The 26,038-nt window shown below is 50.1% G+C and carries 22 protein-coding genes and 2 pseudogenes; 19 read left to right on the top strand and 5 right to left on the bottom strand.

The genetic code is table 11. The annotated features are described in order from the left end of the window. Positions 1 to 110 precede the first annotated feature (110 nt). The 4 genes from ACM1PF_RS09285 to ACM1PF_RS09270 all read left to right on the top strand — a co-directional run bounded on the left by ACM1PF_RS09285 (position 111) and on the right by ACM1PF_RS09270 (position 3,900). The gene (locus ACM1PF_RS09285) at positions 111 to 1,436 is read left to right on the top strand and encodes an ABC transporter substrate-binding protein (protein WP_416674208.1); all 1,326 of its coding nucleotides are present in this window, start codon (positions 111 to 113) and stop codon (positions 1,434 to 1,436) included. Between the two features lie 11 nt (positions 1,437 to 1,447). Then, the gene (locus ACM1PF_RS09280; RefSeq protein ID WP_416674206.1) at positions 1,448 to 2,308 is read left to right on the top strand and encodes an ABC transporter permease; all 861 of its coding nucleotides are present in this window, start codon (positions 1,448 to 1,450) and stop codon (positions 2,306 to 2,308) included. Positions 2,309 to 2,473: 165 nt separating this feature from the next. Then, positions 2,474 to 3,283, top strand: coding sequence for an ABC transporter permease (locus ACM1PF_RS09275; RefSeq protein WP_416674204.1), 810 nt, complete (start codon positions 2,474 to 2,476; stop codon positions 3,281 to 3,283). A gap of 365 nt (positions 3,284 to 3,648) precedes the next feature. Beyond that, a complete protein-coding gene (locus ACM1PF_RS09270; protein ID WP_416674202.1) occupies positions 3,649 to 3,900 on the top strand; it encodes an IS1/IS1595 family N-terminal zinc-binding domain-containing protein in 252 nt (83 codons plus the stop codon). A gap of 44 nt (positions 3,901 to 3,944) precedes the next feature. Here the strand turns inward: ACM1PF_RS09270 and ACM1PF_RS09265 are convergent, their stop codons facing one another. Beyond that, positions 3,945 to 4,682 (bottom strand): GntR family transcriptional regulator, encoded by a 738-nt coding sequence (locus ACM1PF_RS09265; protein WP_416674200.1) that lies wholly within the window; start codon positions 4,680 to 4,682, stop codon positions 3,945 to 3,947. A gap of 561 nt (positions 4,683 to 5,243) precedes the next feature. Here ACM1PF_RS09265 and ACM1PF_RS09260 point away from each other — a divergent pair. The 8 genes from ACM1PF_RS09260 (at position 5,244) to ACM1PF_RS09225 (ending at position 12,579) form a co-directional block, all read left to right on the top strand. After that, a complete protein-coding gene (locus ACM1PF_RS09260; RefSeq protein ID WP_416674198.1) occupies positions 5,244 to 6,365 on the top strand; it encodes an extracellular solute-binding protein in 1,122 nt (373 codons plus the stop codon). Positions 6,366 to 6,524: 159 nt separating this feature from the next. Beyond that, positions 6,525 to 7,181 (top strand): flavin reductase family protein, encoded by a 657-nt coding sequence (locus tag ACM1PF_RS09255; protein ID WP_416674196.1) that lies wholly within the window; start codon positions 6,525 to 6,527, stop codon positions 7,179 to 7,181. Between the two features lie 123 nt (positions 7,182 to 7,304). After that, positions 7,305 to 7,835, top strand: a complete 531-nt coding sequence (locus ACM1PF_RS09250) for an ABC transporter ATP-binding protein (RefSeq protein WP_416674194.1) — start codon at positions 7,305 to 7,307, stop codon at positions 7,833 to 7,835. Further along, the gene (locus ACM1PF_RS09245) at positions 7,835 to 8,446 is read left to right on the top strand and encodes an ABC transporter ATP-binding protein (protein ID WP_416674192.1); all 612 of its coding nucleotides are present in this window, start codon (positions 7,835 to 7,837) and stop codon (positions 8,444 to 8,446) included. Before ACM1PF_RS09250 ends, ACM1PF_RS09245 begins: the two co-directional genes overlap by 1 nt. Positions 8,447 to 8,497: 51 nt before the next feature. Then, positions 8,498 to 9,643, top strand: a complete 1,146-nt coding sequence (locus ACM1PF_RS09240; protein ID WP_416674191.1) for an ABC transporter substrate-binding protein — start codon at positions 8,498 to 8,500, stop codon at positions 9,641 to 9,643. Between the two features lie 108 nt (positions 9,644 to 9,751). Continuing rightward, positions 9,752 to 10,861, top strand: a complete 1,110-nt coding sequence (locus ACM1PF_RS09235; protein WP_416674189.1) for an extracellular solute-binding protein — start codon at positions 9,752 to 9,754, stop codon at positions 10,859 to 10,861. 16 nt (positions 10,862 to 10,877) lie between these two features. Further along, the gene (locus tag ACM1PF_RS09230; RefSeq protein ID WP_416674187.1) at positions 10,878 to 11,723 is read left to right on the top strand and encodes an ABC transporter permease; all 846 of its coding nucleotides are present in this window, start codon (positions 10,878 to 10,880) and stop codon (positions 11,721 to 11,723) included. Beyond that, positions 11,713 to 12,579, top strand: coding sequence for an ABC transporter permease (locus ACM1PF_RS09225; protein ID WP_416674185.1), 867 nt, complete (start codon positions 11,713 to 11,715; stop codon positions 12,577 to 12,579). Before ACM1PF_RS09230 ends, ACM1PF_RS09225 begins: the two co-directional genes overlap by 11 nt. Before the next feature lie 90 nt (positions 12,580 to 12,669). On the opposite strand, the pseudogene ACM1PF_RS09220 reads toward ACM1PF_RS09225, so the two are convergent. Next, positions 12,670 to 13,953, bottom strand: a pseudogene (locus tag ACM1PF_RS09220) (MATE family efflux transporter); the annotation flags it as partial. Between the two features lie 293 nt (positions 13,954 to 14,246). On the opposite strand from ACM1PF_RS09220, the gene ACM1PF_RS09215 reads away from it, so the two are divergent. From ACM1PF_RS09215 to ACM1PF_RS09200, 4 genes are all read left to right on the top strand, one after another. After that, positions 14,247 to 15,137 (top strand): helix-turn-helix domain-containing protein, encoded by an 891-nt coding sequence (locus ACM1PF_RS09215; RefSeq protein ID WP_416674183.1) that lies wholly within the window; start codon positions 14,247 to 14,249, stop codon positions 15,135 to 15,137. Positions 15,138 to 15,559: 422 nt separating this feature from the next. Beyond that, a complete protein-coding gene (locus tag ACM1PF_RS09210) occupies positions 15,560 to 16,105 on the top strand; it encodes a hypothetical protein (RefSeq protein ID WP_416674182.1) in 546 nt (181 codons plus the stop codon). Positions 16,106 to 16,247: 142 nt separating this feature from the next. Then, complete coding sequence (locus ACM1PF_RS09205) at positions 16,248 to 18,023, top strand: mechanosensitive ion channel family protein (RefSeq protein ID WP_416674181.1); 1,776 nt, start codon at positions 16,248 to 16,250, stop codon at positions 18,021 to 18,023. 312 nt (positions 18,024 to 18,335) lie between these two features. Further along, complete coding sequence (locus ACM1PF_RS09200; protein ID WP_416674179.1) at positions 18,336 to 19,622, top strand: MSMEG_0569 family flavin-dependent oxidoreductase; 1,287 nt, start codon at positions 18,336 to 18,338, stop codon at positions 19,620 to 19,622. Between the two features lie 104 nt (positions 19,623 to 19,726). Here ACM1PF_RS09200 and ACM1PF_RS09195 read toward each other — a convergent pair whose 3' ends face one another. Beyond that, positions 19,727 to 20,125, bottom strand: a complete 399-nt coding sequence (locus ACM1PF_RS09195) for a hypothetical protein (protein ID WP_416674177.1) — start codon at positions 20,123 to 20,125, stop codon at positions 19,727 to 19,729. A 417-nt stretch (positions 20,126 to 20,542) separates the two neighbouring features. Here ACM1PF_RS09195 and ACM1PF_RS09190 point away from each other — a divergent pair, with 417 nt between their 5' ends. Continuing rightward, positions 20,543 to 20,752 carry a hypothetical protein gene (locus tag ACM1PF_RS09190; protein WP_416674175.1) on the top strand — a complete coding sequence of 70 codons (210 nt, stop codon included), beginning with the start codon at positions 20,543 to 20,545 and terminating at the stop codon, positions 20,750 to 20,752. A 71-nt stretch (positions 20,753 to 20,823) separates the two neighbouring features. Here ACM1PF_RS09190 and ruvB read toward each other — a convergent pair. Further along, a pseudogene (gene ruvB / locus ACM1PF_RS09185) lies at positions 20,824 to 21,947 on the bottom strand (Holliday junction branch migration DNA helicase RuvB). 270 nt (positions 21,948 to 22,217) lie between these two features. On the opposite strand from ruvB, the gene ACM1PF_RS09180 reads away from it, so the two are divergent. Next, positions 22,218 to 23,267 (top strand): hypothetical protein, encoded by a 1,050-nt coding sequence (locus ACM1PF_RS09180; RefSeq protein ID WP_416674173.1) that lies wholly within the window; start codon positions 22,218 to 22,220, stop codon positions 23,265 to 23,267. A gap of 456 nt (positions 23,268 to 23,723) precedes the next feature. On the opposite strand, the gene ACM1PF_RS09175 is transcribed toward ACM1PF_RS09180, so the two are convergent. Next, positions 23,724 to 24,659 (bottom strand): hypothetical protein, encoded by a 936-nt coding sequence (locus ACM1PF_RS09175; protein WP_416674171.1) that lies wholly within the window; start codon positions 24,657 to 24,659, stop codon positions 23,724 to 23,726. A gap of 332 nt (positions 24,660 to 24,991) precedes the next feature. Between ACM1PF_RS09175 and ACM1PF_RS09170 the strand changes: the two genes are divergently transcribed. Further along, positions 24,992 to 26,038 carry an OmpA family protein gene (locus ACM1PF_RS09170; RefSeq protein ID WP_416674169.1) on the top strand — a complete coding sequence of 349 codons (1,047 nt, stop codon included), beginning with the start codon at positions 24,992 to 24,994 and terminating at the stop codon, positions 26,036 to 26,038.

Here is a 26,038-nt window from a genome sequence, read left to right as displayed (position 1 = left end):
GTTTGCATCACTCATTTGGGTGACAAACGGGTTGGCGATCGCTGGCGTGATTGCTGCCCAGGGCAACGTTTAACCCTGCTGCTGTTTCTTTATTTACTAGCAATACCATCATGACTAACGTATCTCGTCGGAAGCTCATCAAAACTGGATTAGCGGCTGGAGCCGGATTTGCCGTCGCTCGCTGTGCAGGTGGCACAACCCAATCGGAAGCCCCTGCTGGAACCCCAAACAATCCAGCCCAGGGGCCAGAGGTCAATACCAACCAGAGCCGAAATGTCACCCTGCGGTTTATCGGCACGGGCGTATCGCAAATTAACCAGATTCGGGACAAGGCCCAGGAAGATCTGGGATTCAACATTGAAGTTCGCGCCCTCAGCACGGAAGAAAACAACCAGATCGCCATCACTCAGCCTGGACAGTACGACATTTTTGATGGGGAATACTTTAGCCTGCCACTGGTGATTCCCTCTGGCAATTTGCAGCCGATCGATGTGAGCCGGATTACCGACTTTGACAAGATCATTTCCTTCTTTACCGAGGGAACCTTTGAAGGTGCGCCCGTAGAAGATTCCCAGGGAACGGCTCCCTATCGGGTGATGTATCTGACTGGGCCAGACTCCACTGAGTTTTCGACCACTCCCACAGACTACGCCACCCTGATTCCCTTCCAGTTCAATGCGGACACCCTCGGCTATCGCCCGGATCTGGTGGGACGTGAGATTGAAAGCTGGGCAGAGTTATTTGACGAGGATTTCAGAGGGCAGACGGCACTGCTGGATATTCCTCAAATTGGCATTATGGATGCAGCGATGGTGGCAGAGGCAGCCGGGCTGATGAAGTTTGGCGATAAGGGCAACATGACCCGCGAGGAAATTGATCAAATCACTGAGATTTTGATTGAACGGAAGCGAGCTGGACAATTCCGCGCTTTCTGGAAAACGTTTGACGAATCCGTGAACCTGATGTCCTCTGGTGAGGTTGTGCTGCAATCCATGTGGTCGCCTGCGGTAACGGCTGTGAAGTCGCGGGGCATTCAGTGTGTTTATGCTCCATTGAACGAAGGCTATCGAGGCTGGGGAGGTGGACTGGGTCTGTCCAGAAATCTCTCTGGAATGGAGCTAGATGCCGCTTATGAATACCTCAACTGGATGCTGGATGGCTGGGTGGGTGCGTTCCTGGGTCGTCAGGGCTACTACAGCGCGATTCCAGAGAATGCCAGGAAGTTCATGTCGGCAGCAGAATACGACTTCTGGTATGAAGGCAAGGCCGCAGCCGAAGATATGATCGATCCCTTCGGGGACAAGCTAGAGTCTGCCGGAGCCGTGCGGGACGGTGGTTCCTTCAAGGAGCGGTTTGGCAACATTGTCGTCTGGAATTCCACCATGCCGGAGAATGTGTATTTGGTGCAGAAGTGGAATGAGTTTATTGCGGCATAGGGTTGAGTCAGATGAATTCTAAAGCCTGGAAAGCGATCGAACCCTATGCGCTGGTGACTCCTCAAACCCTGGTGTTCCTCTTGTTTTTGGTGTTTCCCATTCTGATGATTGTGATCGTCAGCTTTTGGCAATTCACCGGATACTCGATGGTGCCTGACTTCACGCTGGATAACTACATCAGTGTCTTTACATCTCAGGTCACGTTGCGGACGTATCTGAATACCTTTAAGTATGTGATTCTGGTCTGGTTTTTCTGCCTGGCCGTTGCTTTCCCAGTGGCATACTTTCTGGCATTCCACATCAAAAGCCAGAAATGGCAAATTATTTTGTTTTTACTCTGCACCATTCCCTTCTGGACTTCCAATATTATTCGGATGATTTCCTGGATTCCAGTTTTGGGACGGGAAGGGTTAGTCAACAGTACATTACTCAATCTGGGTTTAATCCAGCAGCCGATTAGCTGGTTGCTCTATTCCGATTTTGCGATCGTCCTGGGGATGGTGCATTTGTTTAACTTTTTCATGATTGCTCCCATCTTCAATAGCTTGATGCGGATCGATCGCAGCCTGATTACGGCGGCTGAAGATATGGGAGCCTCTGGTTTTCAGATTCTCAAAGAAGTGATTTTGCCCCTGTCAGCTCCAGGAATTGCGATCGGTTCAATTTTTGTCGTGACGCTGGTGATGGGTGAGTTTGTCACGGTGCGGTTGATGGGCGGGGGACAGGCGGCCTCTGTGGGTAAATTGATTCAGACGCAAATTGGCAGTATTCAATATCCCCTGGCGGCTGCCAATGCAGTGATTTTATTGATCATTACCCTGTTGCTGGTGATGGCAATTCTGCGGGTTGTCGATATCCGCAAGGAACTGTAGAGGTGAATTGCATTCATTCGCTACTCCTCACTTTCTCCTGGTGGGCATTGCCCACCCTACTCACTCTTCACTCCTCACTGATAAGGGCGAATCGCAATTTGCCCCTACCCCTACCCCACCCCTCACTCCTCACTCCTCACTCCTCACCCCTCACTCCTCACTCCCATGCCCAAACGCCCTCTCTCTTTCTACTTTCTAGCGGCCTTCTTCGGGCTATTTGTCCTGTTCCTCTACGGGCCGATGCTGGGGATTTTCATCCTGTCGCTCCAGGGGCCCCAGGGAACCCTGACTTTCCCCATGCGTGGCTTTAGCTTCTACTGGTTGGGACAGGTCTTCCAGGAGCAGCGAGTCGGCAATTTTGTGGATGCCTTCCAGCGATCGCTCATTTTAGGATTAGTGGTTACTTTAATTGCCGCTGCCGTCAGCGTGATGGCAGGACTCGCTTTCCGTAATCGCTTTAAAGGTTCAGTGGTGGTGTTTTATCTGACGATCGCCAGCCTGATTGTGCCCAGCATTTTGATTTCGTTGGGAATTGGGATTGCCTTTCAGGTGACGGGAATTCCTACTAACTGGTTTACCTCTGGGTTGGGGGCCCATTTGACCTGGACGGTTCCCTTTGCCTTTTTGATTATGCTGGGGGTGTTTAATCGGTTTAATCCCTCCTATGAGGAAGCTTCCCGCGATCTGGGTGCTAGCGATAGTCGCACCTTCTGGGAAATTGTCTTTCCGCTGATTTTGCCCAGCCTGATCGGGATTGGGCTGCTTGGCTTCACCCTGTCCTACGATGAATTCACCCGCACCTCCCTCATTTCTGGACAACGAAATACCCTGCCCCTGGAAATTTTTGGGATGACAACAAACGTGACTTCTCCCGCACTTTACGCACTGGGAACGTTAACCACTCTGTTCTCTCTGGCGATGATTGCGATCGGCTTTTTCAGCTTCCAATTTTTCTCAAAGCGACAGCAGGAGTAGCCAAATTTTCCTGATCGTTGCAAGACCAGAACTGTTCCGTTGGGATAACAGGTGAAGAATGCCATCCAGCATTTGTGATCTGTAAATCTCGACGGATTTTTCTTGTTCCTATTGATTGTATACAGAATACGCTATACAATTTTATGTATACAATTTTTGTATGTAATCGCATAGCGACTGGCACTTTATTGAATGGCAGGCAAGTTGCCTGCGCTATGGAAGTCGATCGATTTGCCTCAATGGGATGCTTCTCTCAGATGGTTCGTCAAACTGAACCTGAATAGGACTGAAATCGGGTTGGTGCGTGTCCCCTATCCCTGAAACACGGCTCACGATAGCAGGATTGTTTTGAGGCAGAGATTGCCATGCAGTGTCCCAAATGTACGTCGATACAATTACAGAAAAATGGAAATCGGCGCGGCAAGCAAAACTACCGATGTAAAGACTGCGGATGTCAGTTTATTGCTTCCTATACCCAAAGAGGATATTCCGACGATGCCAAACAGATTTGCCTGCGAATGCATCGACTTGGGTTGAATATACGCAAAATTGAACAGCTGACTGGCATCAGCCACAGCACTATTCGCAACTGGATTCGACAGTCAGAGCAATCGTAATATTACTACAAATCACCCTCACAAAACCCCCTCATAAAACATCCTTAAAAATCATCCCCATGCCCTTTACGCTGCGGCAAAATTCCAGCATTTAGCTTGTCTGCCAGGCTAATTTGTCGATCGAGGGTGGCACGGGCATTCAGGGCAGCCTCAATACCATCTAGATGCTGTCTCGCCGCATTAACAGCAGCCTCTGCGTTTCCTGCAATGACACATTCTAAAATTTCACGATGTTCATCTTTAGTGCAAATCGGCATTTTGTGAATTTCGTAGAAGTAAGCCAGTGAGGTTTGGGGAATTAACTCCTTGAGAAATCGTCCTAAAAATTGATTGCTGCACAGGTCAGCCAACTGCATGTGAAATTGAATAGATAAGCGCAGTAGCAGAGGATAATTCTGTTCATCGCAGGCAACCCGTTCTGCGGCAACCAGGGAGTGTAACTCTGCAATTTCCTGGGGCGAAATCGACACAGTCACATCTTGAATGATTGCCGCTTCCACTAACCGCCAGGCTTCATAGATTTGCCGGGCTTCCTCCAGGGTGAGCCGAGCAATAAATGCACCGCGACGGGGTTCCAACTTGACCAGACGATCGCTCGATAACCGCAGGAGTACCTGGCGAATAATGGTGCGGCTGACCCCATAATGTTCGGCCAGCATTGCCTCGCCCAATTTCGTTTCAGGGGGCAAATGACGTTCACAAATGGCGTTGTACAGGTCAGTGTAAATAAAATCTTCGGTGGGTTTAGGGTTGGTTTGAGGTTGCTGCCGACTGCTGGCCATGGCAAAAATCCTATTGAAATAACCTTCATCTCAGTTTTGTTGCGATCGATGCATACCGTAGCGGCGATCGGGTTTGGACGAATCCATCCAGGATGAATCTGCACTGAAATCTTGCCCTGCTATTCATGACATTTCAGTTCAAATGTAGCCTCTACTACTTTTTTGTCGTGATAATCTGTGTACAAGAGTTGTATACAGATTTTGTACAGTGTTTCACTCCCTGATAATTGTATCCAAAGCTACGATCTGGTGTTTTTAACGGACACTGTTCATCGTGGCGTATTGCAAAACTTGATTCGGCTTACACTGCTACTCAAACTAATTTTCGGTTGAAAAAGTGTGTTGAGCAATACGGTTATTTGTTGCAACTCTCTTGACAATGGCTGAATTAGCGTTTGAAGCAGTTTGACGAAGTACGGGTTTGTGCAATTGGTTTTGCACAGGTTGTGTACGCTTTTTGCATACAATTCTCGCGCAGCACCAGTCAATCGATTCAGGGGTAAACAAGTGACGGAGTAAGTCCTGGTTCAGAAGAATTGTTCAATGGAGGGATAGTTAAATATGATTAGCCGATCGACTTACCGCATGACTCGTCGAGCCGTTTTGGGGACGGGGTTGTTTATGGGAGCCAGTTGGGCGCTCAAGGGCTGTGCCTCATCGAATGGAGGAGCTACCGCTGAAGCTGAAGCTGGAGGGGGGGGAGGTACTACCGCAGGCGAAATTGTGGTGGCTTCCTTCCCAGGTACAACGGATACCCTATTTCGAGAAAAGTTAGCCCCGATCGTCGATCGAGAGACAGGAATCAAGGTGAGTGCCCTACCGTTACTGGCGTTTGAGCAAGTGGCGCGGCTGAAGGCATCGCCCACCAATCCTCCCTTCGATGTGGTGATTTTGGATGATGGGCAGAACGATATTGCCCTGAGAGAGGGCTTGATTCAGCCTTTCCCAGCCGATAAAAGTCCCAACGCGGCTGATGTTGAGTCATCCTTCATTGACGATCGAGGTCTGGCTCCCATCTTCTATGCCCAGGGGGTAGTGCTGGGCTACAATCCAGAACGGTTTTCAACGCCCCCAGATTCCTGGGATATTCTGTTCGATCCCAACATTCAAGGGCAGATTGGTCTGGTGAGCATGAACAGCGTATTGGGAACGTCGTTTATGGTGGAACTGGCAAAGCTGCGCGGTGGGAGTGAATCAGATATTGAACCTGCTTTTGCGGCTCTGCGGGAAATTTTGTCGAATGTGAATGGAGTTGCAGCGAACCCCGGCGCATTACTGACACTTTTCCAACAAGGAGAAATTGATATCGCGCCGATGTGGCACAACGATGTGATGAATTTGAAGGCGAGGGGACTGCCGATCGAAATGGGATTGCCAGAGTCCGGCATTATTGCAGCGCGGTACAGCTTGAATATGGTGAGTAATCCTGCTTCGGGAGTCGATCGGGCGGCAGCTTACATTGATGCCATGCTGAGTAAAGAGGCCCAGGAAGCGGTCGTCGGAGATCCCTATTTCTATATTCCGGCAAACAGCACCGTTGATTTTCCGCCTGAGTTTGAAGAGGTGATGGGCGTATCCAGTATTGCTGACTTCATGGGCAAGGCAAATACGTTAGATTGGGCAACCATTAATCAGCAGCGATCGGCCTGGATTGAGCAATTCAACCGAGAAATTCAAGTGTAGGCAGGGGAGCGATCGCTGAGAGCATGATACTCAATGGACTGGGCGGGCAAGGATGTCCACCCCACAAGAACGGGCAAGGATGTCCACCCCACAAGAACGGGCAAAGATGTCCACCCTACAAGTGTCGTTCCCAATTGATATTTACAAAGATGTAGCCCTATGTCCGCCACCCTGTCGTCTACTATATCGGAACCCAGTATGCTCTCGTTCGTGCCGGAGGAAATGACCGATCCGGCTCCCTATCATCTATTGACCAGCGTTGTTGCACCTCGTCCGATCGCCTGGGTTTCTACCATTAGTTCCAGTGGAATTCCAAATCTTGCACCCTATTCGTTCTTTAATGCGGTGGCAGGTTTTCCGCCCACCTTGATGTTTTCCGTGGCCTATCGCCGGAAAGAACCGCGGGAAAAGGATACACTCCGCAATATCAAAGAGGTGGATGAATTTGTTTGCCATGTGGTGGATGAATCCCTGTCAGAGGCAATGATTCAAACGGCGATCGAATTTCCCTATGAGGTAAATGAGTTTGAAACAGCAAATCTGGCAATGGTTCCTGCCCTTGATGTACGCCCCTTCCGCATTGCTGCTGCAACGGTGGCGATGGAATGTAAGGTGACGCAGATTGTACCTGTAGAAGGCGCAACGAATGTCATGGTGTTGGGTCGAGTCCTGCGTTTTCATGTCCGCGAAGATTTGTATCGACCTGAGCTAGGTTTGGTTGACACAGTACAAATGAAGCCAATCACTCGTTTGGGCGGCCCGATCGAATACACCAAAATTGGTGAGTTGTTTCCTTTACCTATGCCTGCTGTTTGAGTTGATGGTGTGGCTTAAACAACTTGCTAGCATTCATTTTTAGGAAATTTACTTGCACTTATCCTATTCACCTTATTTTCACGTTCGTTTGTATGCTTTGAACCACCTTGAGAGGACAAACCAATGGAGTCAGTAGAGCAAATGAGTTCGATCGTTACGCCAGTTCCCACTCAAGCTTCGATAGCCCATGAAGGACATAGCCTTTCCCTGGAGCAGATCATGCACCGCTTTGGGGCAATGGTGGCCCTGCGGGATATTAACCTGAACATCAAGCCAGGAGAATTTATCTCGCTGCTGGGGCCAAGCGGTTGCGGCAAAACTACGCTGCTGCGGATCATTTCTGGATTTCTAACGCCAACTTCGGGACAAATTCGCATTGATGGTCAGTCGGTGGGTGGACTAACCCCTAATCAGCGGGGGGTCGGCATTGTGTTTCAAAACTATGCCCTCTTTCCCCATATGAGCGTCTGGGACAATATCGCCTATGGGTTACGTGCCAAGGGAATGCCGCGAGGTCGAGTGTCTAATAAAGTCGGTGAAATGCTGGAATTGGTGCAGCTCGGACATTTAGCCAAACGGTATCCCAGTGAGCTATCCGGCGGACAACAACAGCGGGTGGCGATCGCCGGGCCCTGGCAGTGGAACCGAAGCTGATGCTACTGGATGAACCCTTCAGCGCGTTGGATAAAAATCTGCGGCTGGATATGCAGATTGAGATTCGGCGATTACTCTCTGAACAGGGCGTGACGGCAATTCTTGTCACCCACGATCAGGAAGAAGCCATGAGTATGTCCGATCGCATTGCAGTCATGTCCCAGGGTGAAATCCATCAGTTTGCTTCTCCAAGTCAAATCTACGACAAACCTGAAACGTTGTTCGTGAGTACGTTCGTGGGAACCTGCAATTTGATGCCAGCTCAGGTGGTCGGACAGGATGCTACCAGCCGTCTGCTTCAGCTTCCAGGAGGCGGTCGTTTAATGATCAACAAGGATGTCCCATTGCCCGACGATCGAGATCTTTTGTTTGCAGTTCGACCAGAAAACTTCAGAGTTCAAACGGAACCCAGCGCGCACTGCTTACCTGGCACGGTGGAAATTTGCCTGCCCCTGGGAGCGGTCATGACCTATGAAGTGCGGATCGCGCCAGATACGAAGGTGAAGGTGACGCAACCTCGAATTCCAGGTTTCCCCCCCTTGACCCCTGGTGAACAAATCTATCTGGAACTGGTTTCGCCTCAGGCTTGCGCTATTTTCCCTCCAAACTGAAGCGATTGACGCACGTTTAATTCCATTCTTCTCAAATTAAGGACATTTATTATGTCAAACCGTGAACTTTTTCGCATGACCCGTCGTGCGATGTTGGGGGCTACGTTGTTTACAGGAGCCAGTCTGGTCATCAAGGGATGCGCGAATGGTTCCAATACAGCCAGCAGTCCAGATGATGCAAGTCGTTCAACGGCCAGTCCGGTCAGCGAATCGGCGACCAACTCCCTGGCAGGAGGTACATTAATCTCGACCACTTTACCGGGTTCGTGGGAACAGTTTAATCGGGGTACTCTCGTTCCCAAATTTGCGGCGGACACTGGGGCAGAGGCTTCCCTGGTTACGGCCGTTTCCGCTGACCAAATCGCCAAGCTGCAAGCCTCACCGAATAGCCCGCCCTTTGATGTGGTATCGCTGGATTCCGGTGTGTTTGAGGGGGTGCCCAAAGAGGAGTTATTCCAAAAGCTCCCCGTCGATCTGCTCCAGAATTATGATGATCTGGCTGATCAGTTTAAGACGGCTGATACCTGGGGCCCTTTAATTGGTGTACAAGCCGTTGGAATTGCCTATAATCCGACCGTGGTTACAACCCCGCCGACCTCCTGGGCTGACCTGTGGAATGAGGAGTACAAAGGTCAGGTGGCATTGATGGCCATGCGGAATAATCACACGATCGGCTTTATGCAGCAGATCGCCAAGATGAAAGGGGGCAGTGCCGATAATCTTGATCCAGCTTTTGCTGAATTAGAGTTATTGGTTCCAAACCTGGCGGGAGTGGTGGCAAACTCTGGCGCACTGATTACTCTGTTTGAACAGGGGGAAGTGGTGATCGCACCGCACGACTTGAACAGTGTTCGTCTGTTGCAAGAAAAAGGCGTAGACATCGATTGGGTACTGCCTCAGGAAGGCGGATTTGCCCTGACTCCCATGATGAGCATTGTCAAAAATCCTACGGCTAGCGTGGAATTGGCGGCGGCCTATATTGATGCAGCCTTAAGCCAGGATGTGCAAATCCAGATGGTGGAAACGAACTACGTTTTACCCACCAATAAAAATGTCCCGATTCCAGCAGAAATTGCTCAGAAGTTGGGAAGCAACCTGGACGAGATTTTGACAAAGCTGGAACTGATGGACTGGGCAACCATTAACCAAAATCGCACTGAATGGGTTGAGCAATTCGATCGCATTGTTCAGGTTTAGGGATGACGTATTTCTCCGATCGTCCATTTTTCGTTCTGGTTCGATTCCATAAACTATCTTGCCTTTGTTCAGACATTGTTTATCTTTGATATTACGGAGAAAGATGGTATGACCTATCCATATTTCAATCGCCTATCTCGTCGGGCTGTCCTGGGAGCCGGATTGTTTACCGGAACCAGCCTACTTCTTAAAGCCTGCGGTGGAACTAGTTCAACTGTCGCAACCAATGGTGCCGCAACCGGGGCGATCGGCGGTAGTTTAGTTGCCACTTGCTTTGCTGGAAGTTGGGAGCAGTTTTACCGTGAGGTTTTAGTGCCCGCCTTTGTGGAAGTCACTGGAGGTGATGTCAGCCTGACTCCGATGGTGTCTCTGGAGCAAGTCGCTCAGTTGACCGCCGCTCCCCAAAATCCGCCCTTCGATGTGGCGTTACTGGATGAAGGCCCGTTCAATGCTTCCCCCAGAGATGAACTATTTGAAAAACTTCCCGTTGATTTAGTTGAGAACTACGACGAGGTGCTGCCGGAGTTGCAAAATCCAGAGGGATGGGGCCCCACGACGGGTGTGCAGGTGATGGGCATTGCCTACAATCCAACCCTTGTTTCCACACCGCCAACCTCCTGGGAAGATTTGTGGGATTCCCAATACAGAGGGCGCGTGTCTATGCAGGGAATGCAAACGACTCAGGGGACTTCCCTGATGGTACAGATCGCCAAAATGAATGGCGGTAGCGAGATGGACATTGAACCTGCCTTTGCAGCCCTGCAAGAACTCAAGCCGAACCTGGCTGGGATTGCCTCTAATGCTGGAGCCCTGGCAACCCTGTTTCAGCAAGAGGAAGTGGTGATCGCGCCCCACGATTTGAATAATGTGATTGCTTTGAAAGCCAGAGGTGCAGATATTGATTGGGTGATGCCCCGGGAAGGCGGAATTGCCCTGCGTCCAGCCCAGCAAATTGTCAAAAATACCAGTGCTTCCCTGGAACTGGCTGCTGCTTTTATTAATACTGCCCTCAGTACAGAAGTGCAAACGGCGATGTCGTCAGAACCGTACTACTTCCTGCCCTCTAACCGCAATGTCTCCCTGTCGGGGTTGCTGGAAGACAAGCTGGGAGATAGTTCCGCTGAGGTACTGGACAAGTTGGTGTTATTGAACTGGAACGAGATCAACAAAAATCGGACTGCCTGGATTGAACGGTTCGATCGAGAAGTGCAAGTATAGGAGGTCAGAATCTAAGATGAAAATTCCCAAGCTGTTGGCTCCCCGTGAGTCCCAATTAGCCCTGCCGTTAGCAATCTTTCTGCATTTGTTTTATGTTGCTCCGCTCGTCGTTCTCCTCGCCTCCAGCTTCCAATCCCGCGAGGGTGGCGTGTCCCTGGGCCAGTATTTGCAGTTCTTTCAGGATTCCATTAATCTCAAAGTGCTGGCAGATACCTTCTGGCTGGGTGTCCAGGTGACAATCGGCTGTTTAATTTTGGGATATCCTGTCGCGTATTTGTATCATCATGCCCCCGCCAAATGGAAAGGAATTCTCACCTTTTTGATCCTGCTACCGCTACTCACCAGCTCTGTTGTTCGTACCTTTGGCTGGGTTGTGATTCTCGGACGACAAGGATTAGTGAATTCATTCCTCCAGGGTTTAGGATTCATTGAAGAACCCATTCGCTTGCTGTTTACCCACAAAGGAGTCATGATTGCCATGACGCAGATCTGGCTCCCACTCATGGTTTTACCGATTATTGCTTCTCTGGCGCAGATTGATCCCCGGTTGGCAGCCGCCTCTGCCAGTTTGGGGGGTGGAGCCTGGCGCACTTTCTGGAAAGTTACTCTCCCCCTGACCTTACCTGGAATTATTTCTGGTTGTTTGCTGGTGTTCGCGCTGACGGTCAGTTCCTTTGTCACGCCTTCCATCATTGGGGGGGGACAGGTAATGTATATGCCAACGTTGATTTATCAGCAAGGAGTGGTGTTACTGAATCGTCCGTTTGCGGCTGCCATTTCTGCAATTCTGCTGGCAATGGTGCTGTTAGTTGTGTTTGGGTTGAGTGCATTAGGTCAAAGGAGTCGTGAATATGTCCGCTAATCCTGCTGTTTCTCAGTCTGTATCTCGATCGGCTGCTTCTGCAAAACAACGCCAAAAGTTCGATCGCCTTTCATTTTCCTGGGTCATTGGCGGAATTGCAGTGTTTAGTTTGCTGCTCCTCACCATTCCCACCCTGATTGTCCTCGTGGTTTCCTTTAGTTCTGCTCAAACCATGCGTTTCCCGCCACCCGGATTATCCCTCCAGTGGTACACAGCTTTGTTTAGCTATCCCGAACTGTGGTCAGCCGCAGTGACAAGTTTGCAGGTTGCAATTTGGACGACTTTGATCTGCGTTGTGCTGGGGGTATGTGCTTCCCTGGCGATGGCAGGCAGTCGGGCCCGGTGGGTGGCTGCAATGGATGCCCTCGTCATGTCGCCCCTGGCATTACCGGGAATTGCGGTTGGTTTAGGGATGCTGACCTACTTCAGCATGATTGGAGTTCGGCTTTCTGTCTTCACACTGATCATCAGCCATGTGGTAATCTGTATTCCCTACCTGGTACGAACCACCCTCGCCAGTTTGACCCAACTCGGTTCCTCTATGCGGGAAGCATCAACGGTTTTAGGAGCCAGCCAGACCTACACTTTCTTTAAGGTGACGCTGCCTCTAATTAAGCAGGGTGTGATTACGGGGGCGTTCATGGCATTCCTGAGTTCATTCGATAACATTACCGTTTCGCTGTTCCTTTCAGATGCCAGAACTGAGGTGCTGCCGATTCGGATGTGGTCGATGATTGAGAATGATTTGGATGTGCGTGCGGCGGCGGTTTCGGGTATTTTGATTGTGGCGACTGCGTTGCTGATGATGGTACTCGAACGGATCTCTGGACTATCTAAGTTCCTGGTCAAGAGCTAAAGTGCGATCGAATAAAAACCGTAGGGTGGGCAATGCCCACCCTGCTCAAATCACCACTATTCTGGTTTAGCGTTCAGTGCGATCGAGAAGTTATTGAGTGGCAGTTTTTCCGCTTTGAGCGGTTAGCCGATGAAACCGCCAGACAAAAAAGACTCCAGCCACAGCGACACCGATCGACTGCCCAATCCACAAGCCAATCCCTTGCAGTTCCAGAAGAAATCCCAGTAAATAACCACTCGTTAAACCTACTCCCCAAAAAGCAACTCCGCTTAATAGCATGGGAATGCGAGTATCTTGTAGTCCGTATAACGCGCCCATTGCCACCCGCTGGATGCCGTCCAGGAGTTGGGCTAGGGCTGAAATCAGCAGGATGGGAACGGCTAATTGGATGATGTGAGCATTGTCTGGATTACGAACATCTAAATAGATACCGATGACTTGCTGACGATAAAAGATCAAGACGATCGCCATCAAAACCATGAATGTTGCCACGCTGGCAATTCCCACATAACCCGCACGTCTTGTACCCTGACAGTCTTGCAGCCCAAACCACCGCCCCACACGGGCGGTCACGGCATAGGACATTCCTAAGGGAACCATGTAAATCACAGTTGCAGTCTGGTAAGCTGTCTGGTGAGCTGCCAGAAACTCCGTTCCTAAAATTCCCATCAGAAAAGTAATAGCGGCAAATAAACCGTATTCCAGCACGATCGTAACGGCGATCGCCACACCAATCACCACCAGCCGTTTCAACAGACGAGGCTTCAACTGATAAAAATCCTTCAAGAAGCGAAATTCCTTCAACTGCGGATGTTTCAAGACATACAGCAAAAAGATTACGAACATCAGCCAGAAACTTAACCCACTTGCTAATCCCAGCCCTGCTAACTCCATGCGCGGAAAACCCAATTGACCAAAACCCAGAACATAATTCCCGGCAATATTGAACAACGTTCCGATCATGACAATTACAGTAACAACATGAGCTTGTGAAAGGGCAGAAACATATCCCCTGAGCATGGCAAATCCTAAGGCTGGAAAGATACCCCACAGGATAAAGTCAAAATAGCGATCGGCAAGGGAAACCAGTGGTGCAGGCTGTTGGAGAAAACGTAGTACTGCATCCAGATGTCCGATCGCAACCATGAGGGGAATACCAAGGAATAGGGTTAACCATAGACCTTGACGTGCAATTTGCTCAACTTTTGCTTTTTGTCCCGATCCATAGGCGGCTGCAACCAGGGGACTGACGGCCATCACTAATCCACTTGCGGTATTGAGCAAAAGCTGAAAAGTCGTTGAAGCTAACCCTCCTGCTGCCAGGGTTTCTGCGCCCAAATGCCCCATCATAATCGTATCAACAAACCCAACGGCGGCTTGAGCAACCTAGGCACTGGCTAGGGGGACTGCAAGCTTCAGGAATTCGCGGGTTTCAATGCCAACCTGCGATCGAGTCAATATCTTTGTCACCATTGCCGCGCCTCTCTACTGCACATTGATTCACGGCCTATAATTTAAAGAAATGTAATAAAGTCAAACTACTCAAACTTTGCTCAACTATCAGGTTCTTGCGGTGAGTTTGGCAGGATAGGAAACCATGCAGAAAACCATCGTGCTCCGATCCATTAGACTAAAGTATGTAGCAAGGTTCTTCCGCGCAGTTAGCCGTGACATCCTCAGACAGAATTGCTCAACCTGAGACAGGACTCCAACCCCCGGTTATTTCTAGCAAAGCCTATGGTTGGCAGAATATTGTGCTGGAAGAGTTTCATCAGCCTCCGGGGGAGGAAAGGTATGAAAATGTAGCCGAACACACCCTTTGTTTATCACTGAACCCGCGACCGGGGCGTTTGTTCCAGACCATTGCCAATCGTCGCCATATCAGCCTGTTTGGGAAAGGAGATATTTCCATTGCTCCCGCTGGCTCAGTTCTATTCAGTCAATGGAATCAGGACGATCGTTACTTGCGAATTCAGATCGCTTCTCAGCTTCTAGAACAGGTGGCACAAACTGCGATCGATGTGGACTCCGATCGCGTGGAGCTACTACCCGAATTTCGAGCCAGAAGTCCTGAGATTGAGCAAGTGAGCATGATGCTGCTCAACGAACTGCGTACTGGCGGAACCGCAGGCAAACTGTATGTTGAATCATTGACCAATGTTTTAGCAGTTCATTTGCTCAGAAACTATTCAGCCCTGCGATCGGGTTCCACAACCTATGAAGGAAGGCTGAATGACTGCCAATTGCTGCAAGTGACAGATTACGTTCGTGAACATTTAGCCGATGAAATTCAACTGGCTGATCTGGCTGAATCACTGCAACTGAGCCAGTTTCACTTCAGTCGGCTCTTTAAGCAATCCACTGGAGTCTCGCCCTATCGCTATGTTCTTCAGCAGCGGATCGATCGCGCCAAACGTTTACTTCAAACCACCGATTTATCAATTATGGAGATTGCGTTACTGTGTGGCTTTAGCAGCCATAGCCATCTGGGTAAATGGTTTCGGCAGTATACGGGAATGACTCCTAAGGTTTTCCGCGTGAGCAACGGTAAATCTTAGATGAGGCATTATACAACTGAAAATGCCTATATATAGTGCTACGCACTGAGATTAGGAAGGTAAAAGCCCCGCGCTGCGGGGCTTTTACCTCTAAATTTGTCCTAACTACTGTGACTACAGCTATAGAATGAAAATCTGAATCAGCATTGAACCAACCCTTCGATTTAATCTTTTAGTTTGCTCCTTTAGAAAGAGTTAAGTTTGCGGCGGCTGCATTTACGCAACTGTGAAAAGGAACTATATTGATTAGTTGATTCACTGTTGTACACTGACTATACACGGTAAAAAGTGTACAAAAATGAAGAAAGTTCGTTTTATTCTATAATCCACTCTATTTATCGTACTCGCTACAAAAGCTATACAAAAAGATGAAAATATACACGGTTTTGATTGCAACAATTGTGTCTTTAGCATCGATTAGTATGACATCGTTGGCAAAGGCAGATACTGTAGATGCTCGTTGCGACTTTTATCCGATCGGAGAAGATTCTGCCTCGTCTTGGGGTTCCTGCACCTTCTCTCAACGCCAGGGTTATATCACGATTCGAACACCAGATGGCAGAGTATATGAGTTTAGCCCCGTTGGTGATCAGCCTGGAAACTTTGTCGATGCGGCCGGCAATCCCGTTTATCGTGAGTCGGGATTGGGGGATGCTGGGCAAATCTTCCGATTAGCGGACGAGTCAATTTTCGTTTACTGGGAAACGACATCAGAAGGTGAGCCAGCTTCATCGGTTGAGTATGGCGAAACCGTTCCTGCCCTCAGCGATTTGGTCGGAGCGCGCGCCGGACAAGCGGAGAATGAACTTCGTGAACGGGGCTATGAATGGCGAAATACAGCTCACTCGGATGACAGCAGTTATAGTAACTGGACGGAACTGGAAACTGGAAACTGTGTTGCTATCCAAACCACCGATGGACGATATGCATCGATCGCTTACACGCCGACAGCAGACTGCGATCGCTAGCTTTCACAACCTGTTCCCATAGAGTTGTCAAAGCGTCATAGTGAGCAGAATGAAATACAACAAAACTGCACAATCTCCATTGCTATCCTCCAAGCGATATCTTTTCTTAGGTTTGTTGTTGTTCCTGACGTTCAGTTTGATCTTGACAACGAGTCATGTCGGCCATGCTCAGTTTTCCCTGCCCAATGATTTTGGTCAAAGTAACAGTGTTGACCCACCGCGAAATGTGAGTCGCTATGGCAGTTTTGAAACAACTTCAGTGACTTCTCCCCTAAATGGACGAACGCTGTTTACGATCGCCTCTTCCACCGTTCATGACCGCAGTATGGATGCTTCCGCTTCCGCTCAACGGGTCGAAGCGCGAGCTGAAGAAATCCACGATCGCCTGTGGCTTGCCATCACTCGATTTAAAGATCCGCAAACTCTGGTCGTTGAGGTGTCTCAGCTAAACAATGTCACGATCATTGTTGCACGAGATGAGGAGTTTACTCGTCCATTGGTTCTTGTATCGGTGACAGATCTGGATGCAGACTTCAATGGTAAACCGATCGAGACGCTGGCAGCAGAGTGGCGTAGTATCCTCCAGCAAGAGTTGGAGGAGGGAGTCAACCAGTTTTCTGTAGATGCCTTGAGTCGTTACCTTGGCAAGTTGGCTCAAACGGTGTTGGGGCTAATGGCAGCAACCGGCATGATCTTTTTAGGGAAATATAGTATCTCCCGACGGCAAGCGATTCTACGCCAGCGGAAGCAAGGATTCAACGAATCCACCGCTGCAAATGGGCGATCGGCAGGGCAGTTAGATGGGCGAACTGAACCCCAATCCAACCCCTTCCAGGGTTCCCCAGAGGAACAGTTTGCTGCTGAACGAACCCAACTTTTGCAAAGGTTAAGACGAACGTTCAAGCTAGAGCAACAGTTAGGGCTGTTCAATCTATTGCAATGGCTGTTGTTCTGGCTGCTCATTTTGATCTGGTACTGGGGAATATTTTGGTTTGTTAGCAACACGCCTGGATTGCTGCAATACAAGGCTTCCGTACTCGGTCTGCCGATCGAACTGCTGGGCATCTGGTTTCTGACGGGTTTGACGATCCGAATTAGTCTTCGCTTGATCGATCGGCTGAAAATGACCTGGGAAAACTATAATTTCGTCAACTTTATCGATTTGGGTGACACTCAACGCCGTAAACTACGCACCTCCACGATCGCTGGAGCCGTAAAAGGGTTGGTCACGGTGCTGATTGCCACAACGGGGCTTTTATGGATTTTGAGAGTGCTGGGAATTCCTACGGGTTCCATTTTGGCGATCGGTGGTTTGCTGGGTTTGGCAGTGTCGTTTGGTTCTCAAAGCCTGGTGAAAGATCTAGTAAATGGCGTTTTGATTTTAGCTGAAGACCAATATGCGATCGGAGATGTGATTGATTTAGGGCGAGTTTCAGGACTGGTGGAGAACCTTAACTTAAGAATTACTCAACTCCGTAGCGGTGATGGTGAGTTGATTACAATTCCGAATAGTGCCATTACTGAAGTAAAGAACCTGACCCGAACCTGGTCACGGGTAAACTTTAGCATTGATGTAGCTTATCAAACCGATCCAGAGAAGGCACTATCAGTGCTGCGAGAGGTTGCTCAAGAACTGTATCATGATCCGGAATGGCATGATAAGATCCTGGACTTGCCTGAAGTGTTAGGGATCGACAGCGTTTCCCATAGCGGGATGACCATCACAACCTGGATTCAGACCGTACCGATTCAGCAGTGGGCTGTCGGCAGAGAGTTTCGCTTACGAGTTCGCAAGGCATTAGAAGCCAATGGCATTAAAATCGGTATTCCTCAGCAAACCCACGTTCTAGACTCTTCCCCGATTGATCTGGCTGACGGTAAATATCAAACAGAGATGCCTTCAGAAGAGTTGCCCTAACTTATATCCAGAACTTATATCCAGACGACGTTGATTCTATACTTGGCTCTATAAAACTTGGCTCTAGAAAGAACGTGATGGACGGATACCTGGAGGGGGTGGGTGAACTGTCAATTTGGACAGGTATGGTGAGGCTTGCCTGATTTCCCGCGTCGTTCTGGAAACGGTAAGAATGGCCTTCCCTGTCTCTATGGCTAGACTTGCCGTTTTCGTATCAAGCAAGACAAAATAGCGTTGGAATGAACCTTTAATCTTTCTAAACAGTCGAACCGACTAGTCGAATCACCATCTACCCAATTAGAAGATAAGCCAATGATGAATCATTATTCCGTTGTGATTGTCGGGGGAGGACAAGCCGGACTGTCCATGAGCTATTGCTTAACGGAAAGAGGCTTGGATCACATCGTGTTTGAGAAACATCAGATTGGCTACTCCTGGCGATCGAAACGCTGGGATTCCTTTTGTTTGGTGACTCCGAACTGGCAATGTCAGCTTCCTGGACATCCCTACCAGGGTGAGGCGATGCATGGATTTATGAAGAAGGACGAAATTGTCCAGTACATTGAAGACTATGCCGCATCGTTTAGTCCTCCCGTGAAGGAGGGCGTTGCAGTATTGTCCGTTCGCAGAAATGCTGCTCAAACCGGATTTGAAATCACGACCTCTAGCGGCGACTTTACTGCTGATCAAGTGGTCATCGCCACGGGCGGTTACCATCACCCCAAAATTCCCAGAATTGCCGAACGATTGCCGGACACGATCGTCCAACTTCATTCCTCTGAGTACAAATCCCCCGATGCCTTGCCCGACAAAGCCGTTTTAGTGGTGGGCACCGGACAGTCAGGCTGTCAGATTGCCGAAGATCTGCACCTGGCAGGGAAGAAAGTTCATCTCTGTGTTGGCAGTGCCCCTCGATCACCGCGTCGCTACCGGGGGAAGGATGTGGTGGCTTGGCTGGATCAGATGGGGTATTACGATCTGCCGATCGATGAGCATCCGCAAAAGGAAAAGGTGCGGGCAAAGGCGAATCATTACGTCACCGGACGGGATGGCGGGCGGGAAATTAACCTGCGGCAGTTTGCCCTGGAGGGAATGCAGCTTCACGGCAGGTTGAAGCAGATTAACGACAACAGGCTGGAATTTGAGCCAAACCTGAAGCAAAATCTCGATCAAGCCGATGCAGTGGCGGAAAGCATTAAGAAGACGATCGACGAGTTTATTGCTAAAAACCAGATTTCAGCCCCAACGGATTCTCCCTACGTCCCTGTATGGGAACCGGAAGCAGAGAGTTTGCAGTTGGATTACGATCAGGCGGAGATTGGTACAGTGATTTGGTCTACGGGATATGAGACGGACTTTAGCTGGATTGAAATTCCCGTTTTTGATGGTAAGGGTTATCCAGGACACGATCGCGGCGTAACCACGGTAGAAGGTTTGTACTTCCTGGGATTACCCTGGCTTTATACCTGGGGATCTGGCCGATTTTCAGGAGTGGCTAGAGATGCTGTTTATCTGGCCGATTACATCATCGCCAAGCGCAAACAAACAACCTACTCCCAGGATTGGAGCATTATTAACGAGTTTCTTCTAGGATCCTGAGGAATGCGAACTGAATGATCTGGAATTTTTGTGGGGTAGGCATCTTGCCCGCGCAGCCTGGAAGCCTGCCCTAGGAAAGGTAGGGGTATTGCTGCCGAGGTTGACTAGCTAATGCCTTCCTGGACGATAATCTTGCCGTTGTGTTTGACGGTTAGGGTGCCGTGACGGATTTCGTAGGAGTATTTGTTGCCATCTTCCGCCAGAATCCGATCGTTTTCCCAATGGGCAGGAGCAACGACGATGAGGGCCGATCGCTGTTTTTCATGACCGACCAGATAAAGGGACTCTCCCTGCTGACAGAGGGCGAGGAAATATTGGGGCGTTTCAAATCCTTGAATCAGTTCCCAGTCCGCATGGGGGCAGGCTGGTAGGGCGATCGACTCTGGATCTGGAGTGGATGGCTCAATGCTGGAGATCAAATGGTTAGACGGTTGCAGAGGCAGGGAGGTGCAGCTAATTGAACACAGCCCTGTCAGGAGTCCGATGCCGATTACTGACCGCATGAGTTGTTTCATTCAGATGGGTCCTCGATCGATGGGTTGATTCAATGAATGGCTCTACAGAATGCTTTTGCAAAATGGCTCTGCAAACAATTTCCCTTCTCAGGTTTTCGGCGGTGGATCATGAAATCGGGATAATTTGCTGGGTTTAAGATGCAAGCGTGATTGATCTGTATTCTGAATGCTACAAAAGCATGATCAGCAGAGCCGTGATTGACCGCGATCGATTTCACCCACAGCGGTTAGCGGATTCGGGTGAGCCGATTCTAGCTGCTCTCGGTACTGATGACACTGGATGAGATCACCTCCTTGGGTGATCCTGCTTTCCCCTGCTTGGAGGAGTGCAGTCTGGATCTTGCGTTTTATCCTGAGGGACAGAGGAGGGAGAGGATTAAGTCTAGTAGACCCCCAAACACCACCATGAACGCAATGACTATGAATCGGACAACCCACTATCCCACCGATCGCTCCTCCTCGGACGCAAAATCCGCGCTCAGGGTTCCTGCCTTGCCCAGGACACCTGCCTCCATCTGGCGATTGAATGCTGTGATTATGCAGCTCAAACTTGCCTCTGCGGAAACGGTCAATGAACTGCTGCTCCCCCGAACCCGACGAAGCTGGTTTGTTTAGGAGCGCGAATCCAATAACCTGCGACTGGTTCTGCTGTTTTGACTGCTGATTCTCTGGCTCAAAGCCGACCCCTAATTCAAAATTGACAACTGGCTCTCCGGTGGTTCATATCCTAAGTGCTTCCATGCCGCAGGGGTGGGCACTCGACCTCTGGGCGTGCGCTGAAGATAGCCGATTTGCAGCAAGTACGGCTCATAAACTTCTTCAATCGTCTGGGCATCTTCTCCGGTGGCAGCGGCGATCGTATCTAGCCCAACGGGTCTGCCCCCAAAGTTTTCAATCATTACCGTCAGTAAGCGGCGATCGGCTCAGTCCAACCCGCAAGGATCGACGTTGAATAGTTCCAGAGCTTCAGCGGCGATCGTTTCTGTAATAGTTGCTCCATTCGCCTTAACGGCCACATAATCCCGCACCCGCCGTAAGAGCCGATTCGCAATTCGAGGAGTTCCCCTGACCGACGGGCAATTTCTGTGGCTCCATCGGGGGTGATGGGAGTAGAGAGAATATCAGCCGTACGGAGAATGATGGGCGTGAGTTCATCCAGCTCATAAAACCGCAACCGTTGCACAATCCCAAATCGATCGCGCAGGGGTGAAGTGAGGGCCCCGACCCGAGTTGTTGCGCCCACCAAGGTAAAGGGACGAAGCGGAATGCTGCAGGTGCGAGCACTTTGACCTTTACCAGTTGTGATATCCAGCCGGAAATCTTCCATTGCAGGATACAAAATCTCCTCCGTCACCCTGGGTAGTCGATGAATTTCGTCAATGAACAACACATCTCCAGGCTGAAGATTCACCAGTAGCCCCAAAATATCTCTGGGTCGTTCCAGGGCTGGAGCCGTCGTAATTTTGCAATTCACCCCCATTTCCACCGCCAACACCAGCGCCATCGTGGTTTTCCCTAAACCGGGTGGCCCATACAGCAGCAAATGATCCAGGTTTTCATTACGAGATTTCGCTGCTTTGATCGCAATGTCCAGCACTTCTTTCAGAGCTTTTTGCCCAATGTAATCTGCCAATCGCTGGGGACGCAGACTTTCTTCCTGCCGCCCGCTCTCCTCCGGTTGGGCAGTGGATTTCAGTAAGTCTTCTTCAGATGCAGCACGCGATCGACGGACTCGTTGAGGAGCCTTTGCAGTCAATCTATCCTGATTCGGATCAGAATCTTGCGGTTGTTTAGAGGAAATGATGGCCATGATTTCCTATGGTACAGGCGTATCTGAATCTTGCACAATCTAGTTCCATGATGCAAGTCATTTTGCTCCATCGGGGAGGGGCGATCGTTATGATTGGGCTGGAAGGGGTGGGGAGTGGGGAACGGGGAGTAGGGAGTAGGGAGTGGGGAATTAGAATTTGTAGCGCAGGTATCTTGCCTGCCTCTTGTAGGATGGGCATCTTGCCTCTTGTTAGGATGGGCATCTTGTCCACTCGACGATTGAAAGTAGATGAGAGGGATGGAGTAGCGCGTGCAGGACAATCAAGCTTCTGAATCATTTAATTTGCGGCGAAGGGATGATCATCCCTGGCTTTGGCTGGGATTATTGGCGGGTTCGGTGGCGGTTCATGCTGGGTTGGTCATTGCAGCTTTTCCGTTTTTCGATCGATTGCTGACTCCATCGGCTGAAGTGGATTCAGTGCCAGTGGAATGGGTAGAATTACCACCGATCGATCGCCCAGTACCCGAAAGCACATCACCCGCACCAGAGCCATCTGCCCAGGAGTCCCAGCCACCCGAATCGCCTCCTCAGAAGATCGTGGGAGATCTGAGTCAGCTTGATGCGATCCCTCCATCTCTTCCTGCACCAACGGCGCAAACAGACATTGGTTACAGTCCTGAAGTTCCATCAGTTGAGCCAGCTCCCATCATTCCTGATGCTGAACCTCTGCTACCTGAGTCGCCCATTGAGCAGTCCGTAGGACAACCAGAGCAGGATTTTCAGAATTTGCCTGAGAACTTGCCTGAGAATTTGCCTGAGAATTTACCTGAAACTTCACAGCCTGATGAGTTTCTCACCATTCCCATCGATCGCCCTCCACCTGATTTGTCTGAACGAATGGAAATTCCGCCCGATACGATCGATCCGTCTACCCTGTCTCAAACCGATATCAATCCTGATGCCCCGACTGTTACGTTTATTGCATTGTTGATGATCATGCCTCTGGTTGGGGACGCAACCGAGACTTCTGGTTTGGGTGAAATTCTGAGCCGCAATATTTCCGATCCGGCCACCTCGCCTTGCATTAGTTTGATTAACCCAGAAATTTTGCGATCGCTGGAAACTACCCTAATTGCCCAAGCTAACCTCGCTCCTACGGGTGCCGTTGAACAGGTTACTCTTTTAGACCCGATCGATAATCCTGCCTATAACGAGTTGGTGGAATGCGTTGTGCGATCGTGGGAGTTTAACCCGATTAACCCTGCCCCCATTAGCCCTACCCCTGGCGATCCCAATCCGCCTACTATCCCGCTTCAGCTTCAAGTCACGATTATCCGCCAAACCCTCACTTCACCCTGATTAAACTGGCTACCCAATCGCTTTTAATCCTTGATTTTTCGTTCTCTCTATTGTGGCTGCAATGGAGTTGGCTTGTCGGTTAACCATCATGTCATCTGCCGTTCACATAACTTGGCGATTTCCTGGTTATTTCCTTCTCGATCCAGTCGCTCCAGCATTCATTGAGTGATCAACCAGCGATCGTAAAAATTGAAACTAAAAATTGAAAATTTTGTTTATTACGACACTTTTTTGCTTTTCATCTATCGTTATGCTGATTTGTAGGAAAAAATCGCAGCGTAAGACAAAGCCGTGTTTGCAGCATTAGATTTCTGGGCGCGGGTTCTGTCCAGGCTAACGATCGGCAGATTCAATACTTGTGCAAGCCAGCCTCAGGAATGGGGTGAAGTAGGTTCAGGCAGTACAGGATGCCTGGGCGATGCAAAAAATCAAGCATCCCTACCTCTGTGACCCGGATTAGGGCTGCATGTGGGCCTGAGGGCCTGCCCAGACGCTATTCACAACGCGCCCAAAGGTAATGGGTTGATCATGACTGGCATAGGCCGTTTGACCCTGCACATCCACTGCATACATCGACCAGTCTTCTTGCCCCATCATGCCTGCTCGGAATAGAACCTGCTGGGGATTACTCTGGCTCCAGCCTAACAGAACGGCATTGCTGTACTGAACAACCGTCGGTGCGATCGTGTGGGTTCGGTTGGTGCGCCGATCCCAGACCACTGCAAAATCAGATGCAATATCACTCCCAAAAATCGACTCAAACTCGCGGGCCAGTACTCGATCGCTGGTTTCCGACCAGGCAACGGGGATCAGGATGGCGATCGTTCCCGTTGGATTAGGTTCACCCGATAGGAAGGGATTATCGGCAAAGGGGGATGATGCAGTAATAGTTTGTAATTCTCCGGTTTGCAAATCTTCCAGGAACAAAACGCTGGCCACTCGGCTTTGGGTAAAGTCGGCTGATAGCTGCATTTGAATTCGGCTGTAGGCAGCGTACTGTCCATCTGGGGAAATCAACGACTGACTGCGGTAGTAACGAAATTTCGGATGAGAGACAGAGCTATGTTCTGCCATCATTGCCAGCACCCAGTTCCAGGGAACCGGATAGGGGCTGTTTAACGGATCATGCACAGTGGGAGACGACATAGGGGGCTGCGGAGGAGGGTCAACAGTAGACTCAGGAAGGGATTCAGGAAGAGATTCCCCTGGAGGAACAGATTCTAGCCCAGATTCAGCGGTCGGCCGATCGCCTGGAAAAGATTGCGCCAGGGCAGATCGGGGAGATGCGAATTCGAGCGTCAGCAACTTAAGGAACAACAGCGAAATAGCAAAGGCGAAAAATGGGATCGACCGCCACAGCGATCGCCCGGAACTCCATTGAGATTGATACATTGTGTCAAGAAGCCTAAGGACGACGGTTGTGTGTGAGAAGCGAGGTCCAAACTAGACTTTCAGCTTTGATACCTCTATGTATAACAAGCTTGTGGAAGACTGCAAGCTGACATCATGAAAATTTTCAAATGACTTCAAACGACTTAACGTTGGGATGCAGGGGATCTGCAATAAAACGGTATCTCACTCCTGGAGGAAATCTGCTGTAAGTCCGCACTGCTGTGTGCCCTTACTCATCGACGGTTTTTCGATCTCATAATCTATTCATCAAAAATGCAGGGTTTTGCAGTAAGTTGAGGTAGCATCATCAGGAATTTGCATGAGGTAAGTGCATGACTGAATCCTCAACTCCCACCCCTCCCGTCTCAAACCCACCCAAGCGGCGACCCGTCTCACCGCCTCCAGCCTATGGGGCAGGGCGAGGAATTTTAGTGTTCATTTTTCGGCTGCTGCTGCTGGGCGTTTCGGGTATCCTGGCGGTACTTCTGGGCATTGCGATCGCCAATCTTCGTCCTGGGAATATCCAGTCTCCTCCCTTTGCTGAAAAACTACTCCAGGGATCACAGACCCTGTGGCGGGGGATCAACCGTTTACCTCAGTCCTGGCAAACTCCAGCGTCTCCCCAAACTCCTGGATCGACTGTTGCTGGGACTGGTGCCACTGGGACTGATCCCGCTGGGACTGATCCCGCTGGTGCTGATCCCGCTGACTCACCCACCCTGCCTGCTCCGCCCGAAGCGTCTCCGACTCCGACTGTAGAGTTATCAGAAACCGATCGCCAGCAAGTGGAGACTGAATTGACCGCCATTCAAACTGAACTGCAACAGTTAAATAGCCGAGCCGGAATTCTGGAGTCGCGGGTGGGGGCAACGAATTCAGGAAATCCTCTGGAAGAGAGACTTCAGACGATCGAGCGTCAACTGGATCCAGATGCAGTTCCTCCTCCGGCACCCAGTCCCTCCCCGGCTCCAGCCGAAAATCAAAGCTGGCTCGCGCCCACCGCAACCACCCTATCCAGCAGTGGTGAGATCCTGGTGGTCACGCTGCCCAGTGATGCCCTGTTTGATGCCAATCAACCCACTGAGCTTTCCAGCACCGCTCCTGCCATTCTGGATACCCTGATTGCAGACCTGCAACGATTCCCCGGCGCAACCGTCCGCGTGGTAGGACATACCGATCGCCAGGGCCCCTCAGCCGCCGATCGGGCCCGTTCCTTTGAGCAAGCCAATGCGGTGGCCCAGTACTTTTCGGGTCAGTTAGGAGAGAATGCACGCTGGCTGGTGGTTGGTTTGGGTAGTACTCGCCCCGTTGCTGAAAATACGAGTGACATCAACCGTCAGCGCAATCGTCGAGTTGAGATCTTTATCGACCCCACTTAG

The organism is Egbenema bharatensis FJBBOT/2019, assembly GCF_048077055.1.
GTDB lineage: Bacteria > Cyanobacteriota > Cyanobacteriia > Elainellales > Elainellaceae > Egbenema > Egbenema bharatensis.
The sequence above is the reverse complement of the archived record's forward strand: the minus strand, read 5'-3'. Positions and strand labels throughout refer to the sequence as shown.